The sequence below is a fragment of the Streptomyces sp. NPDC001985 genome, assembly GCF_040296845.1.
Taxonomy (GTDB): Bacteria; Actinomycetota; Actinomycetes; order Streptomycetales; family Streptomycetaceae; genus Streptomyces.
The window spans coordinates 72,617-86,775 of record NZ_JBEOYB010000005.1; the positions used below are offsets into that span (position 1 = coordinate 72,617).

Below are 14,159 nucleotides of genomic sequence, written 5' to 3' on the forward strand. Positions count from 1 at the left end.
GGACCTGGACCGCTCCGGGCCGTTCCTTCCGGACCTTTCCGGTCCGGAAGGAACGGCCCGGAAAGGTCCGGAAGGAACTCCCTAGCCCCGGCCCGTCCGGGGGGTGTCCTCCTCCACCGGACGGTCCCCGTCGGCGGGCTTCTTCACCGAGACGCCCTCCACCTGCTGCGCCGGACGCTCCGCCGGCTCCACCGCGGGGCCGGTCGCGATCTTGGGCAGCGCGTACGGATGGTGCTCGTGCAGCCAGGCCACGAGCTGCTCGCGGACCGTGCACCGTACGGTCCAGATGTCGTCCGCGTCCTTCGCGGTGACCACCGCCCGTACCTGGATCGTGGTGGGAGTGGTGTCCGTGACGGCGAGCGACCAGTCCCGGCCGTCCCAGGCCGGGCACTCGCGCACGATGTCATGGAGCTTCTCCCGCATCAGGGTCACCGGAGTGGAGTGGTCCAGATGGAGGAAGACGGTCCCCGTCATCTGCACCCCGCCGCGCGACCAGTTCTCGAACGGCTTGCTGGTGAAGTACGAGACCGGCATGGTGATCCGGCGCTCGTCCCAGGTCCGTACGGCGAGGAAGGTGAGGGTGATCTCCTCGATCGTGCCCCACTCGCCGTCCACCACCACGGTGTCGCCGATGCGGACCATGTCGCCGAAGGCGATCTGGAGACCGGCGAAGAGATTCCCCAGCGTCGACTGGGCGGCCACACCGGCGACGATGCCCAGCACACCGGCGGAGGCCAGCATCGAGGTGCCCACCGTCCGCATGGCCGGGAAGGTCAGCAGCATCGCGGCGACCGCCACCACGCCGACCACCGCGATCACCACCCGCTGGATCAGGGTCACCTGGGTCCGCACCCGGCGCACCCGGGCCGGGTCGCGGGTCGCCGTCGCGTAGCGGGAGTAGACCGACTCCACCACGGCCGTGGCGATCTTGACGACCAGCCAGGCGGACGCGCCGATCAGCACCAGGCTCAGCAGCTGTCCGATGCCGCCGTGGTACTGCCGGATGGACTCGATCTGCGCCTGCCGGTAACTGCCTCTCAACAGCGCCGTCCCCAGCACCACCAGCAGCGGATTCCGGCAGTTGCGCAGCAGACCCCACAGCGGGGTCTCGGGGTGCCGGGCGTCGGCCCGGCGGAGCAGCAGGTCGACCAGCCATCCCACGAGAAGCGTGAGGACGGCCGACCCGCCGATGACGATCAAAGGGCGCAGCACGTTCTCCATGTCTTCGAACGTAACCTGAAGACATGCACATCATGCTTTTCCATTCCACTTACGGTCTCCGCCCCGCCGTGCACTCCGCCGCCGAGCGGCTGCGGGAAGCGGGCCACCAGGTGTGGACACCCGATCTCTTCGACGGTGCGACCTTCACCACGGTCGAGGAGGGGATGGCCTTCAAGGACGGCCTCGGCAAGGACGAGCTGCTGAAGCGCGCGGTCATGGCCGCCGCGCCCTACTCGGACCGGGGACTGGTGTACGCGGGGTTCTCGCTCGGCGCCTCCATCGCGCAGACCCTGGCGCTCGGCGACGAGAAGGCCCGGGGACTGCTGCTGATGCACGGCACATCGGACATCGCCCCCAGCGCCTCGGTGGACGAGCTGCCCGTACAGCTCCACATCGCCGACCCGGACCCCTTCGAGCCGCACGACTGGCTCACCGCGTGGTATCTCGGCATGGGCAGGGCGGGCGCCGACACGGAGGTCCACCACTATCCGGGCGCCGGGCATCTGTTCACCGACCCGGAGCTGCCGGACCACGACGCGGAGGCGGCGGAGGCGGCCTGGCGGGTGGCGCTCGACTTCCTCCGCTCGCTGGAGACCGACGGCGCCGGGGACGGCCCGAGGGTGTGAACCGCCTCCCCGGGAGCCCGGCCGGGCTCCCGGGGAGCGGCGGGGATCAGCCCTTCAGGGCCTTGTCCACCGACGCGCGGAACTGCTCGACCGTCATCGGCGGGTTCTGCGTGCCCTCGGCGGTGACCTTCTTGCCGTCCATCCGGAGCGTCGGAGTGCCCTTGACCCCGCTGTCGTCGAACGCCTTGGACATCTTCATCGCCCAGGCGTCGAAGGTGCCCTCCTCGACGTTCTTCTTGAAGGCGGCGTTGTTCTTGAGCGCCGGCACCGCCTCGGCGATCTCCAGCATGTAGGAGTCCTTGGCGAACGAGTCCGCGTTCTCCTCGGGGTGGAACTGCTTGGAGTAGAGCGCGGCCTTGTAGTCCATGAACGCGTCGGGGCTGACATCGAGCGCCGCGCCCAGGGCGCTCAGCGCGTTCCGGGAGCCCTCGCCCTGGGCCACGTCGTCGATGAAGGTGGCACCGACGTACTTGACCTTGTACTTGCCGGCGTCGACGTCCTTCTTCAGCGTCTCGCCCACCTCCTGCTCGAAGGCGGCGCACGACGGGCAGCGGGAGTCCTCGTACAGCTCCAGGGTCTTCTTCGCCGACTTCTCGCCGATCACCACGTCGGTGCCGTGGGTGCCCGAGGTGTTCTTCGGGGCGGTGACGGTCCTGGCGTCCTTCGCCTCGTCCCAGGCGGACGGCTGGTTGGCCTGCACCACGGCGTAGCCGATGCCGCCGGCGAGGGCGAGGACCGCGACCGTGGAGCCGATCACGACCAGCTGCCGGCGCGCCTTCGCCTTCTTCAGCTCGCGCTCGCGCTCCTGCCGGAGCCGCTCACGGGCGGCGGCCTTGTTGGCCTTGCTGTTACGTGCACTCATGCTGATGTCACTCCGGAAGATGACGTATCGGTGGGATACGGGACAAGTGGGGGAGCGGGGGCGCGCGGGTGGCGGGTCCCCGGGGCCGCGGAGGCGGTGGCCTCAGCCGCGGCGGGGTACGGCTCGGCTCAGCCGAGGGCCGGGGCCGGGCACGGGGGACCCCGCCGTCCGACGGAGTGCACCAGTGAACGGGTCCGCGAGACGGCGGGCCGGGCGAGGGCGCGCGCCCCGCGCCGTACCGGCGGGCGCACGGCCGTGACCACGGCGACGGCGATCAGCAGCGGGCGGAACGCGAGGGTGCCGACCGTCCGCAGCAGGGCGGCCAGCGCGGCCTCCCCGTGCCACAGCCAGGCGGCGGCGAGCAGCCCGACCGAGACATGCGCGGCGAGCAGCAGCCAGGGCAGCGCCGGGGCGGGGCTCTGCAGGAGAGCCGCCGTGCCGTGCTCGGCCGGGCTCACCCCGGCGAGCTGTCCGCCGACGCCGCCGCAGAGCACATCGAGCCCCAGCGCCCGCAGCGATCCGGTGACCGGGCCGCCCCCGGGGCCGTAACAGGCGTCCTGCCCGGCGGTGAAGACCGTGTCGGCGGCCAGTTCGAGCGGGACGAGCAGGCTCGCGATCCGCCAGTACCCCCGCTCACGGCCCGAGAGGGCGTAGGCGGCGGCGAAAACGCCCGCGGACAGCGCCGCCACCGTGGTCCACGGCAGCGGGGCCCGGGAGAGCAGCACATGGGACGCGGCGGACAGCGTCACGGCCAGTGCCGTGAAGATCGCCGCCCGCAGCGCTCTGAGCTGCACTCCCGATACGTCCATCGCCATCCGAGTGTGTCATGCCCGCCTGAGAGGAGCCTTAAGGGCTCCGGCCCAATCCGCCGGAGCCCCGGGCCCGGCCGGAGCCCCTGTCACCGCCCCGGCGCCCGCCCTGGTCACCGCTCGCTCACCCTCCGCTCACCGCCCCGCTCACAGTCCCGGGATGCGGCCGTTGCGGAAGAGATCGACGAAGATCTGGTGGTCGGCCCGCGCCCGCGCGCCGTACCCGTGCGCGAACTCCACCAGCAGCCGGGCGAAGCCCTCCTCGTCGGCCGCGATGGCCGCGTCGATGGCCCGCTCGGTCGAGAACGGGACCAGCGAGTGGCCGCTCTCGTCGTCGGCGGCGCCGTGCATGGTGGCCGCGGCCCGGCCCAGATCGGCGACGACCGCCGCGATCTCCCCGGCGTCGTCGATGTCCGACCAGTCCAGGTCCACCGCGTACGGGGAGACCTCGGCGACCAGCTGTCCCGCGCCGTCCAGCTCGGTCCAGCCCAGCCAGGGATCGGCGTGGTCCTGGAGCGCCCGCTGCGAGATCACCGTGCGGTGGCCCTCGTGGCGGAAGTACCCGCGCACGGCCGGATCGTCGATATGGCTGGAGACCGCCGGGGTCTGCGCCTGCTTCATATAGATCACGACATCGTTCTCCAGGGCGTCGCTGTTGCCCTCCAGGAGGATGTTGTACGAGGGCAGCCCGGCGGAGCCGATGCCGATGCCGCGCCTGCCGACCACGTCCTTCACGCGGTACGAGTCGGGGCGGGTGAGGCTGGACTCGGGCAGTGTCTCCAGATAGCCGTCGAAGGCCGCGAGGACCTTGTACCGGGTGGCGGCGTCGAGCTCGATCGCGCTGCCGCCGGGGGCGAAGCGCCGCTCGAAGTCCCGGATCTCGGTCATCGAGTCCAGCAGCGCGAACCGGGTCAGCGAGCGGGCGTCGCGGAGCGCGTCCAGCAGCGGGCCCTCGGCGGTGTCCAGGGTGAACGGCGGCAGCTCCTCCTCCTTGGCGCCGCTCGCCAGGGCGCGGATGCGTTCCCGGTAGGCGGTGGCGAAGGTGGACACCAGCGCGGTGATCTGGTCGTCGCTGAACGCCTTGGTGTAGCCGATCAGCGCCAGCGAGGCGGCCAGCCGCTTCAGATCCCAGGTGAAGGGGCCGACATAGGCCTCGTCGAAATCGTTGACATTGAAGATCAGCCGGCCGTTGGAGTCCATATAGGTGCCGAAGTTCTCCGCGTGGAGATCGCCGTGAATCCACACCCGGCTGGTGCGCTCGTCCAGATACGGACCGCTGTGGATGCCCTGGTCCCCGCGCGCCGCGTGCTCCCGCTCCAGATCGCTGTAGAACAGGCAGGCGGTGCCGCGGTAGAAGGCGAAGGCCGAGCCGGCCATCTTCCGGAACTTGACCCGGAAGGCGGCCGGGTCGGCGGCCAGGAGCTCGCCGAAGGCGCTCCCGATCACGGTGAGAATCTGCTCACCGCGCTCTTCGGCCGTGACCTCGGCGGGGTGCGGTACCGACATCGCTCTGTGCCTCCTGGGCAGGGACGAGAGGGCCCCGGCGCTGACCGGGGAGAAGGGTTCTTCCGACCTCTCCAACGCGCGGACCCGCACGGGAGTGCCCCCGCCCGGCTTCCTCCGGGCGAGCCTCGTCTGTCGGTCCCAAGTCGTAGACTTCCGAGCTGTCCCCCCAGACACTCCGCTGCCTGCCGTCGCCCGTTTCTCTGGAGGCCCCCGCCGTGACCAAACCGCCGTTCACGCATCTGCATGTGCACACCCAGTACTCGCTGCTGGACGGTGCGGCGCGGTTGAAGGACATGTTCGCGGCCTGCAATGAGATGGGCATGTCGCACATCGCGATGACGGACCACGGCAATCTCCACGGCGCCTACGACTTCTTCCACACGGCGAAGAAGGCCGGTGTGACACCGATCATCGGCATCGAGGCGTATGTGGCGCCCGAGTCGCGGCGGACGAAGCGGAAGATCCAGTGGGGACAGCCGCACCAGAAGCGGGACGATGTCTCCGGTTCCGGTGGTTATACGCATAAGACGATCTGGGCGGCGAACAAGACGGGGCTGCACAATCTCTTCCGGCTCTCCTCGGACGCGTACGCGGAGGGGTGGCTCCAGAAGTGGCCGCGGATGGACAAGGAGACGATCGCCCAGTGGTCGGAGGGCCTGATCGCCTCCACCGGGTGCCCCTCCGGTGAGCTCCAGACACGGCTGCGGCTGGGTCAGTTCGACGAGGCGCTGAAGGCGGCGTCGGAGTACCAGGACATCTTCGGGAAGGAGCGGTACTTCCTGGAGCTGATGGACCACGGGATCGAGATCGAGCGCCGGGTGCGGGACGGGCTGCTGGAGATCGGGCGGAAGCTGGACATCCCGCCCCTGGTGACCAATGACTCGCACTACACCTACGCGAGCGAGGCGACGGCGCACGACGCGCTGCTCTGCATCCAGACGGGCAAGAACCTCTCCGACCCGGACCGGTTCCGTTTCGACGGCACGGGCTACTACCTCAAGTCCACCGACGAGATGTACGCGGTGGACTCGTCGGACGCCTGGCAGGAGGGCTGCCGCAACACCCTGCTGGTGGCGCAGCAGATCGACACCGAGGGCATGTTCCAGGAGCGGAACCTGATGCCCAGGTTCGACATCCCCGAGGGATACACCGAGGTCTCCTGGTTCCGGGAGGAGGTCCGGGTCGGCATGGAGCGCCGCTTCCCCGGCGGCGTTCCGGAGGACCGCCAGAAGCAGGCGGAGTACGAGATGGACGTCATCATCAAGATGGGGTTCCCGGGGTACTTCCTGGTGGTCGCCGACTTCATCATGTGGGCGAAGAACCAGGGCATCGCGGTGGGCCCCGGCCGCGGCTCGGCCGCCGGCTCGATCGTCTCCTACGCGATGGGGATCACCGACCTCGACCCGATCGAGCACGGGCTGATCTTCGAGCGGTTCCTCAACCCCGAGCGTGTCTCCATGCCCGATGTCGACATCGACTTCGACGAGCGCCGGCGCGTGGAGGTCATCCGCTATGTGACCGAGAAGTACGGCGCCGACAAGGTCGCCATGATCGGCACCTACGGAAAGATCAAGGCGAAGAACGCGATCAAGGACTCGGCCCGGGTCCTCGGCTATCCGTACGCCATGGGCGACCGGCTCACCAAGGCCATGCCCGCCGATGTCCTCGGCAAGGGCATCGACCTCTCCGGCATCACCGACCCCTCGCACCCGCGCTACAGCGAGGCGGGCGAGATCCGCGCGATGTACGAGAACGAACCGGATGTGAAGAAGGTCATCGACACCGCCAAGGGCGTCGAGGGCCTGGTCCGGCAGATGGGTGTGCACGCGGCCGGCGTGATCATGTCCAGCGAGACCATCACGGACCACGCGCCGGTCTGGGTCCGCCACACCGACGGCGTCACCATCACCCAGTGGGACTATCCGCAGTGCGAGTCGCTCGGACTGCTGAAGATGGACTTCCTCGGTCTGCGCAACCTCACGATCATGGACGACGCCATCAAGATGGTGAAGGCCAACAAGGGCGTCGACCTGGAGATGCTCGCTCTCCCCCTCGACGACGCCCCCACCTTCGAACTGCTCTGCCGGGGCGACACCCTCGGCGTCTTCCAGTTCGACGGCGGGCCGATGCGCTCGCTGCTGCGGCTGATGAAACCCGACAACTTCGAGGACATCTCCGCCGTCTCGGCCCTCTACCGGCCGGGCCCGATGGGAATGAACTCCCACACCAACTACGCCCTGCGCAAGAACAAGCAGCAGGAGATCACCCCGATCCACCCGGAGCTGGAGGAGCCGCTCCGGGAGGTCCTGGACATCACCCACGGCCTGATCGTCTACCAGGAGCAGGTCCAGAAGGCCGCCCAGATCATCGCCGGGTACTCGCTCGGCGAGGCCGATATCCTCCGCCGCGTCATGGGCAAGAAGAAGCCCGAGGAGCTGGCGAAGAACTTCACGATCTTCCAGGCCGGCGCGCGCGAGAACAACTACTCCGACGAGGCGATCCAGGCCCTGTGGGACGTGCTGGTCCCCTTCGCCGGATACGCCTTCAACAAGGCCCACTCCTCGGCCTACGGCCTGGTCACCTACTGGACCGCCTATCTGAAGGCGAACTACCCGGCCGAGTACATGGCCGCGCTGCTGACCTCGGTGAAGGACGACAAGGACAAATCGGCGGTCTATCTCAATGAGTGCCGCCGCATGGGCATCAAGGTGCTGCCGCCCAATGTGAACGAATCCCAGTCGAACTTCGCCGCCCAGGGCGACGACGTGATCCTCTTCGGTCTCACAGCGGTACGGAATGTCGGCACGAATGTCGTCGATTCGATCATCCGCTGCCGCAAGGCCAAGGGGAAATACGCCTCGTTCCCCGACTTCCTGGACAAGGTGGAGGCCGTCGTCTGCAACAAGCGGACGGTGGAGTCGCTGATCAAGGCCGGCGCCTTCGACGAGATGGGCCACACCCGCAAGGGGCTGGTCGCCCACCACGAGCCGATGATCGACAACGTGGTGGCGGTGAAGCGCAAGGAGGCCGAGGGGCAGTTCGACCTCTTCGGCGGGATGGGCGACGCGGACGCGCCCGACGAGCCCGGTTTCGGCCTGGACATCGAATTCTCCGATGTGGAGTGGGACAAGTCCTATCTGCTGGCCCAGGAGCGGGAAATGCTCGGGCTGTATGTCTCCGACCACCCGCTCTTCGGCATCGAACACGTCCTCTCCGACAAGTCCGACGCCTCCATCTCCCAGCTCACCGGCGGTGAGCACGCGGACGGCGCGGTGGTGACCATCGGCGGGATCATCTCCGGCCTCCAGCGGAAGATGACCAAGCAGGGCAACGCCTGGGCGATCGCCACCGTGGAGGACCTCGCCGGGTCGCTGGAGTGCATGTTCTTCCCCGCGACCTACCAGCTCGTCTCCACCCAGCTCGTCGAGGACACCGTCGTCTTCGTCAAGGGGCGCCTCGACAAGCGCGAGGACGTGCCCCGTCTCGTCGCCATGGAGCTGATGGTCCCCGATCTCTCGTCGGCGGGCACCAACGCCCCGGTGGTCGTCACCATCCCCACCGTGAAGGTCACCCCGCCGATGGTGACCCGGCTCGGGGAGATCCTCAGCCACCACCGGGGCAACACCGAGGTGCGGATCAAGCTCCAGGGCCCCCGCTCCACCACGGTGCTCCGGCTCGACCGGCACCGGGTGCAGCCGGACCCGGCGCTCTTCGGCGATCTGAAGGTGCTGCTCGGCCCGGCCTGCCTGGCGGGCTGACCGGCAGACCGGCACACGGAAGGGGCGCGCCCGTCGGTACGGGCGCGCCCCTTCCGTGCGTCCACGGCTCCGCCGGGGCGGGCGTCAGGGATGGCGTCAGTTGTGGCCGAAGCGCCGCTGGTGCTTCCGGGCGACATCCGACGGGCTGCCCTGCGCCTGCGACTGGGGCTGGTTCTGGGTCTCGAACGCCGTCGACCTGGCCTCCTCCTTGCCGCGTTCCGCGGCGCTGGAGCGGTCCTGCTGATGACTGCCCTTGCGATTCTTGTTCTTGGCCATGGTGTGCCTCCATCGGGGGTTCTCGGGGCCAGGGCCGCGACCAGATTCACATACGGGACGATGAGTCGCATTTTGGATCATTGCGGTGGGTAAGGGCCCCTTGTCATCGACGTCTGGCGAGGTTTCGCCACGCCGATGATCGAGTTCCGGCCGTTAACCCTCATCCCGTCGGGCAGACTCGAAGGAAACCCGGAACAATCCCCGGTCCGGAACCGTACCCGGGGTGTGTACGTTCCTCGATTCCCCGGAACCGCCGGATCTCTCAGATTTCCCAAGATCGATTCTTCACTTTCTCAGATCTTCAGGCATTTCCCCGATTTCCCAGTCCCCAGGACCTCTGAGTACCCGAAAGAGGGTGGAGCGCGTGGACCGTTGCGTTGTGCTGGTGGACGCCGGCTATCTGCTCGGCGCCGCCGCGAGCCTGCTCGCCGGGGAACCGACACGTTCCCGGATCACCGTCGACCACGCCGCCCTCATCCTGGGCCTGCGTGAACTCGCGGAGGCCGACACGGAACGCCCCCTGCTGCGCATCTACTGGTTCGACGGCGCCCCCGACCGAGTGCCCCAGCCGGAGCACCGCCGACTGCGGGTGATGCCCCGGGTGACGGTCCGGCTGGGCGCGCTCACCCGCAGCGACGGCCGCTGGGCGCAGAAGGGGGTGGATGCGGCCATGCACGCCGAACTGACCGAGCTGGCCAGAAACCGCGCCTGCTCCGATGTGGTGCTCGTGACCGGGGACGGCGATCTGCTGCCCGGTCTGATGTCCGCGAAGGAGCACGGCGTCGCCGTCCACCTCTGGGCGGTGCAGGCCGCCGACGGCGACTACAACCAGTCGGAGGACCTGGTCGCCGAGGCGGATGAGCGCCGGGTGCTCGACCGGGCCTGGATCACCACCGCGGTCCGGGCCAAGGAGCTGAGCGGGGTCTGCGCGCCGCCGCCCGTGCCCCGGCCGGAGATCGCGGCCATCCTCTCCGCCCCGCTGCCCGAGTCGGCCCTCGCCGCCGCCCAGGCCGCCGGCGGCGATACCCCCCGCAACGGCTCGCGGCCCGCCCCGCCGGACGGGCCCCCGGCGGCTCCCGCCCCCGCGGCCGCCAAGGGGGTGCCCACCCCCAAGGACCTCGCGAGCCTGCGCGCCCCGGGCAGCCACACCCCGCACCACCCGGCGAGCGCCACCCTGCGCTGGTCCTCCGACAAGGGCTGGGTGGAGCGGCCGGGCGCCGGGCCGCTGGGGGAGCCGGCCGAGACCGCGTCCCTGCCCACCCTCGCCCAGCTCACCAGCGCCGAGCAGCGCTGGGCCGACCGCGAGGAGGACATCACCACCGTCGGCGGGGACCCTTTCGAGGTCGGCCAGGTCTTCGCCCGGCGCTGGATGGAACGGCTGACCGAGACCGGGCACGTCCAGAAGCTGTCCACGATGTACCCGCGCATTCCCCACCGCATCGACGGTGAACTGCTCCGGTACGCGGCACGGTTCGGCCTCCTCGCGCACAAGGACGACCAGATCGACGAGCACGACCGCTATGCGATCCGCGCCGGATTCTGGCGGGAGATCGATGTACGGGCCGCCGCCGAACACGCCCCCGCGGGGGAGTAGCGAGCGCGACCCCGTACTCTCGTACCTCGTGAGTACGGTGTGCGTAGTGCGGCGACTGGTGAAGACGTACCCTGCCGCGCGCGCCCGCAGAGGAGTCCCGGCGACGCCGGAGGTCCGGGCAACGGACGGCATCAGCCTGGAAGTCGAGGGCGGTGAGATCTTCGGACTGCTCGGCCCGAACGGAGCCGGGAAATCCACTCTCGTCCGCCAGCTCACCGGTCTGATGCGGCCCGACTCGGGCAGCGTCGAGGTGCTCGGCCACGATCTCGTGCGCCACCCCGAGCGGGCGGCGCGGCTCATCGGCTATCTCGGACAGGAGTCCACGGCACTCGACGAGCTGACCGTCGCCCTCGCCGCCGAGACCACCGGGCGGCTGCGCGGGCTGACCACCCGGGACGCCCGCGCCGAGCGGGACGCCGTACTGGAGGAACTGGGGCTGACCGAGCTGGCCGGGCGCCCGCTCAAGCGGCTCTCCGGCGGACAGCGCCGGCTGGCCTGCTTCGCCGCCACGCTGGTCGGCCGGCGCCCGCTGCTCGTCCTGGACGAGCCCACGGCCGGGATGGACCCCGTGGCCCGGCGCGCGGTCTGGGGCGCGGTGGACCGCAGACGGGAGCGGTACGGCACGACCGTCCTTCTCGTCACCCACAATGTGATCGAGGCGGAGACCGTGCTCGACCGGGTCGCCGTGCTCGAACGGGGCCGGGTGATCGCCTGTGACACCCCCAGTGGGCTCAAGGAACGAATCGCGGGTGAGGTACGGGTGGAACTGGTGTGGCGCGAGCGCGCACCGCTGGATGTGCCGGAGGTGGCCGCGCTCCGCGGCTCCGCGCAGGAGTCCGGGCGCCGCTGGGTGCTCAGGCTCGCGCCGGACGAGGCACGGGCCGCGGTCGCCGCGGTGACGGGCGGCGCGGCCTTCGCGGCGCTCGACGACTTCACGCTGGCGACGCCCAGCCTGGAGGACGTGTATCTGGCGCTCGGGGGGAACGCGACGAAGGGGCTGGTCAAGGCGTGAGCATCGTGCCCGTGGAGGCGGTGTCCGGGAGGACGAGGACCAGGGGGATCGAGGTGCCGGAGGCCATGGCCGCCGCGCCGCTCGCGCCCCGGGCCCGGCTGTTTCCCGCGATGGGCGCGGTCTACCGCGCCCAGTTGTCGCGGGCGCGGGTCGCCCGCATCCCGCTGCTCTTCGTGGCGACCTTCCAGTCGGTCGGGATCATGGTCCTGATGCGGGGGGTCGTCGACGGCGGGGACGAGGCGCGGGCCGTGGTGGCCGGCTCCTCCGTGCTGGTCGTCGCGTTTGTCGCACTCAACCTCCTCGCCCAGTACTTCGGGCAGCTGCGGGCGAGCGGCGGCCTGGACCACTACGCCACCCTGCCCGTGCCGCCCGCGGCCGTGGTGCTCGGCGCGGCGGGGGCGTACGCCTCCTTCACCGTGCCCGGCACCATCGTGACCGCGGTGGCCGGCAGTGTGCTCTTCTCGCTGCCGATGACGCATCTCTGGGTGCTGGTCGCGGTGATCCCGCTCGCCGGGGCGGCCCTCGCGGGCCTCGGCGCCGCGCTGGGGCTGCTGGCGCCGCGCCAGGAACTCGCCACACTGCTGGGCCAGTTGGGGATGTCGGCGGCGCTGCTGCTCGGGGTGCTGCCGGCCGACCGGATGCCCGCGGTCATCTCGTACGCGCGTGATCTGCTGCCCTCCACCTACGGTGTGGAGGCGCTGGCCAGGACGTTCGAGAGCAGCCCGGACTGGGCGGGCGTCGCGCTCGATCTGACGGTCTGCGCCGTGGTGGGTGTGGTGTCGCTGGCGGTCGCCACCTGGGCGTACCGGCGGGCGGCGGTCCGGTGAGGCGCGGACCGCGCCCGCCTGGCACGATGGCCGGGTGACCGCACCTCTGACTCCGCCGCCGCCGAACGACGACTCCTGGCAGGCTCCGCCCCCGCCCGGCCCGGCGGACGGGACCGCCGGCGACCCCGGGCTCCGGGCCGAGGCCCGGGACGGCGCGCTGGTCATGGTGGCCGTGGCCGCGCTCGGCGTGGCGCTGGGCCTGCTGTGGCTCTGGCTGGCACCGAGGGTGCCGCTGATCTCCGACGGCAAGGCCGTCTTCCTGAAGAACACCGAGGGCGAGGCGGCGGTGGGGGCGGACAGCGTCTTCGCGCTGCTGGGGATCGGCTTCGGGGTGGTGAGCGCGGCGGCGGTGTACTGGTACCGGCGGCGCGGCGGGATCGTCCTGGTCGTGGGGCTGGCGCTGGGCGGGGCGCTGGGGTCGCTGCTGGCGTGGCGGGTGGGGGTGTGGTGGGGGCCGACGGCGGATGTGGTGGCCCACGCGAAGGAGGTGGGGAAGGGGGTGACCTTTGACGCGCCGCTGAAGCTGGGGGCGAAGGGGATGCTGCTCGCGTGGCCGCTCGCGGCGATGCTCACCCATCTGACCCTCACGGCCTTCTTCACCCCGAAGGACCCGGACCCCGCTCCGGCGCTCCCGCCCTGGGATGCCCCTCCCACTTCCTGAGCCTCCCCTCGCACGGCGCGGGCGACGGTCGGGGGCCTGTCCCCGAGCCCCCGCGCCTCCGTCGCCGGCGGGGCTGTTTTCTGCCGCTGCGGTGATCTGCGGGGGGCCCGGGGATTTGGGTGGTCTGGGCTGACTGGGCCGGTTCGAGGGGTGTTCCTGGTGGGGGTGGGGTATTTCAGCCCGTCCGGCGTTTGAGGACGGACCCCGCACCTCGGGAGACCCGCACGGCGCGGCGGGCCGCGGTCGCGGGCCTGCCCCCGACCCTCCCCGCCTTCATCGCCGGCGGGGCTACGCCGGGCGGCGGCCGTGGTTGGCCTTGCGGGTGCGCCACTTGCGTTTGCGGGTGCGCTTGGACACGGAGGGCCTCCTCGGTGGGCGTCCCTACGGGAATACCGGAGGAACCCCTCCCCGTCGACCCCTACACCCGCCCGATCCTCGCCAGCACCGCCCCCGTCAACCCCACCAGATCCCCGGGCGCCACCTCCACCTCCAGCCCCCGCCTCCCCGCCGAGACACAGATCGTGGAGTGCTCCGAGGCCGACTCGTCCAGCACCGTCGGCAGCCGCTTCCGCTGGCCCAGCGGTGAGATCCCGCCCCGGACGTACCCGGTGACGCGCTCCGCCGCCGCCGGGTCCGCCATCGCCGCCCGCTTCCCGCCGACGGCCGCCGCCAGCGCCTTCAGATCCAGCCGCCCCGCCACCGGGACCACCGCGACCGTCAGCTCTCCGTCCACCTCGGCCACCAGCGTCTTGAACACCCGCTCCGGCGCCACCCCCATCGCCTCGGCCGCCTCATCGCCGTACGACGCGGCCGACGGGTCGTGCTCGTACGCGTGCACCGTGAACGGCGCGCCCGCCGCCGTCAGCGCCACCGTCGCCGGGGTGCCCCCCTGCTTTCCGGACTTCCTCGCCACTGGGCCGTCTCTTTCGGATCCTGCCGGGGCTCGCGAGCCCCGGCACCGTGCCTCGCCGTCTCGTCGTCCGTCGCCGACGCTCCGCGTGGGCTCC

The 14,159-nt window shown here is 70.7% G+C and carries 12 protein-coding genes; 6 read left to right on the forward strand and 6 right to left on the reverse strand.

The genetic code is table 11. The annotated features are described in order from the left end of the window. Window positions 1-81 precede the first annotated feature (81 nt). The gene (locus tag ABT122_RS03455) at window positions 82-1,221 is read right to left on the reverse strand and encodes a mechanosensitive ion channel family protein (RefSeq protein ID WP_351544614.1); all 1,140 of its coding nucleotides are present in this window, start codon (window positions 1,219-1,221) and stop codon (window positions 82-84) included. Between the two features lie 23 nt (window positions 1,222-1,244). Here ABT122_RS03455 and ABT122_RS03460 point away from each other — a divergent pair, with 23 nt between their 5' ends. Beyond that, on the forward strand, window positions 1,245-1,847 hold the full coding sequence (locus tag ABT122_RS03460) for a dienelactone hydrolase family protein (RefSeq protein WP_351544617.1): 603 nt from the start codon (window positions 1,245-1,247) through the stop codon (window positions 1,845-1,847). A 46-nt stretch (window positions 1,848-1,893) separates the two neighbouring features. Here ABT122_RS03460 and ABT122_RS03465 read toward each other — a convergent pair whose 3' ends face one another. From ABT122_RS03465 to ABT122_RS03475, 3 genes are all read right to left on the reverse strand, one after another. Continuing rightward, entirely contained in the window at window positions 1,894-2,709 is an 816-nt protein-coding gene (locus tag ABT122_RS03465) for a DsbA family protein (protein WP_351544620.1), read from the reverse strand. Between the two features lie 128 nt (window positions 2,710-2,837). Next, window positions 2,838-3,518 carry a hypothetical protein gene (locus ABT122_RS03470; RefSeq protein ID WP_351544623.1) on the reverse strand — a complete coding sequence of 227 codons (681 nt, stop codon included), beginning with the start codon at window positions 3,516-3,518 and terminating at the stop codon, window positions 2,838-2,840. A gap of 147 nt (window positions 3,519-3,665) precedes the next feature. Beyond that, the gene (locus tag ABT122_RS03475) at window positions 3,666-5,024 is read right to left on the reverse strand and encodes a DUF2252 domain-containing protein (protein ID WP_351544626.1); all 1,359 of its coding nucleotides are present in this window, start codon (window positions 5,022-5,024) and stop codon (window positions 3,666-3,668) included. A gap of 215 nt (window positions 5,025-5,239) precedes the next feature. Here ABT122_RS03475 and dnaE point away from each other — a divergent pair, with 215 nt between their 5' ends. Further along, window positions 5,240-8,782, forward strand: a complete 3,543-nt coding sequence (gene dnaE / locus ABT122_RS03480; RefSeq protein WP_351544629.1) for a DNA polymerase III subunit alpha — start codon at window positions 5,240-5,242, stop codon at window positions 8,780-8,782. A gap of 96 nt (window positions 8,783-8,878) precedes the next feature. Here dnaE and ABT122_RS03485 read toward each other — a convergent pair whose 3' ends face one another. Further along, a complete protein-coding gene (locus tag ABT122_RS03485) occupies window positions 8,879-9,058 on the reverse strand; it encodes a hypothetical protein (RefSeq protein ID WP_351544632.1) in 180 nt (59 codons plus the stop codon). Between the two features lie 355 nt (window positions 9,059-9,413). On the opposite strand from ABT122_RS03485, the gene ABT122_RS03490 reads away from it, so the two are divergent. From ABT122_RS03490 to ABT122_RS03505, 4 genes are read left to right on the forward strand one after another with little or no spacing between them, the layout of a single operon-like run. Then, window positions 9,414-10,652: an NYN domain-containing protein gene (locus tag ABT122_RS03490; RefSeq protein ID WP_351544635.1), complete on the forward strand. Its 1,239-nt coding sequence runs from the start codon at window positions 9,414-9,416 to the stop codon at window positions 10,650-10,652. A 37-nt stretch (window positions 10,653-10,689) separates the two neighbouring features. Next, window positions 10,690-11,664, forward strand: a complete 975-nt coding sequence (locus ABT122_RS03495) for an ABC transporter ATP-binding protein (RefSeq protein WP_351544834.1) — start codon at window positions 10,690-10,692, stop codon at window positions 11,662-11,664. Then, window positions 11,661-12,491 (forward strand): ABC transporter permease, encoded by an 831-nt coding sequence (locus ABT122_RS03500; protein ID WP_351544638.1) that lies wholly within the window; start codon window positions 11,661-11,663, stop codon window positions 12,489-12,491. The genes ABT122_RS03495 and ABT122_RS03500 overlap by 4 nt, the downstream gene beginning before the upstream one ends. Window positions 12,492-12,525: 34 nt before the next feature. Next, on the forward strand, window positions 12,526-13,152 hold the full coding sequence (locus ABT122_RS03505) for a DUF2567 domain-containing protein (RefSeq protein WP_351544641.1): 627 nt from the start codon (window positions 12,526-12,528) through the stop codon (window positions 13,150-13,152). A 418-nt stretch (window positions 13,153-13,570) separates the two neighbouring features. On the opposite strand, the gene ybaK is transcribed toward ABT122_RS03505, so the two are convergent. Further along, entirely contained in the window at window positions 13,571-14,065 is a 495-nt protein-coding gene (gene ybaK, locus ABT122_RS03510; RefSeq protein ID WP_351544644.1) for a Cys-tRNA(Pro) deacylase, read from the reverse strand. Window positions 14,066-14,159 lie beyond the last annotated feature (94 nt).

Bases quoted from the DNA above. Each gene is read 5' to 3' on its own strand.
- ABT122_RS03455 (WP_351544614.1), bottom strand. From the start codon at position 1,221: ATGGAGAACGTGCTGCGCCCTTTGATCGTCATCGGCGGGTCGGCCGTC.
- ABT122_RS03460 (WP_351544617.1), top strand. From the start codon at position 1,245: ATGCACATCATGCTTTTCCATTCCACTTACGGTCTCCGCCCCGCCGTG.
- ABT122_RS03465 (WP_351544620.1), bottom strand. From the start codon at position 2,709: ATGAGTGCACGTAACAGCAAGGCCAACAAGGCCGCCGCCCGTGAGCGG.
- ABT122_RS03470 (WP_351544623.1), bottom strand. From the start codon at position 3,518: ATGGACGTATCGGGAGTGCAGCTCAGAGCGCTGCGGGCGGCGATCTTC.
- ABT122_RS03475 (WP_351544626.1), bottom strand. From the start codon at position 5,024: ATGTCGGTACCGCACCCCGCCGAGGTCACGGCCGAAGAGCGCGGTGAG.
- ABT122_RS03485 (WP_351544632.1), bottom strand. From the start codon at position 9,058: ATGGCCAAGAACAAGAATCGCAAGGGCAGTCATCAGCAGGACCGCTCC.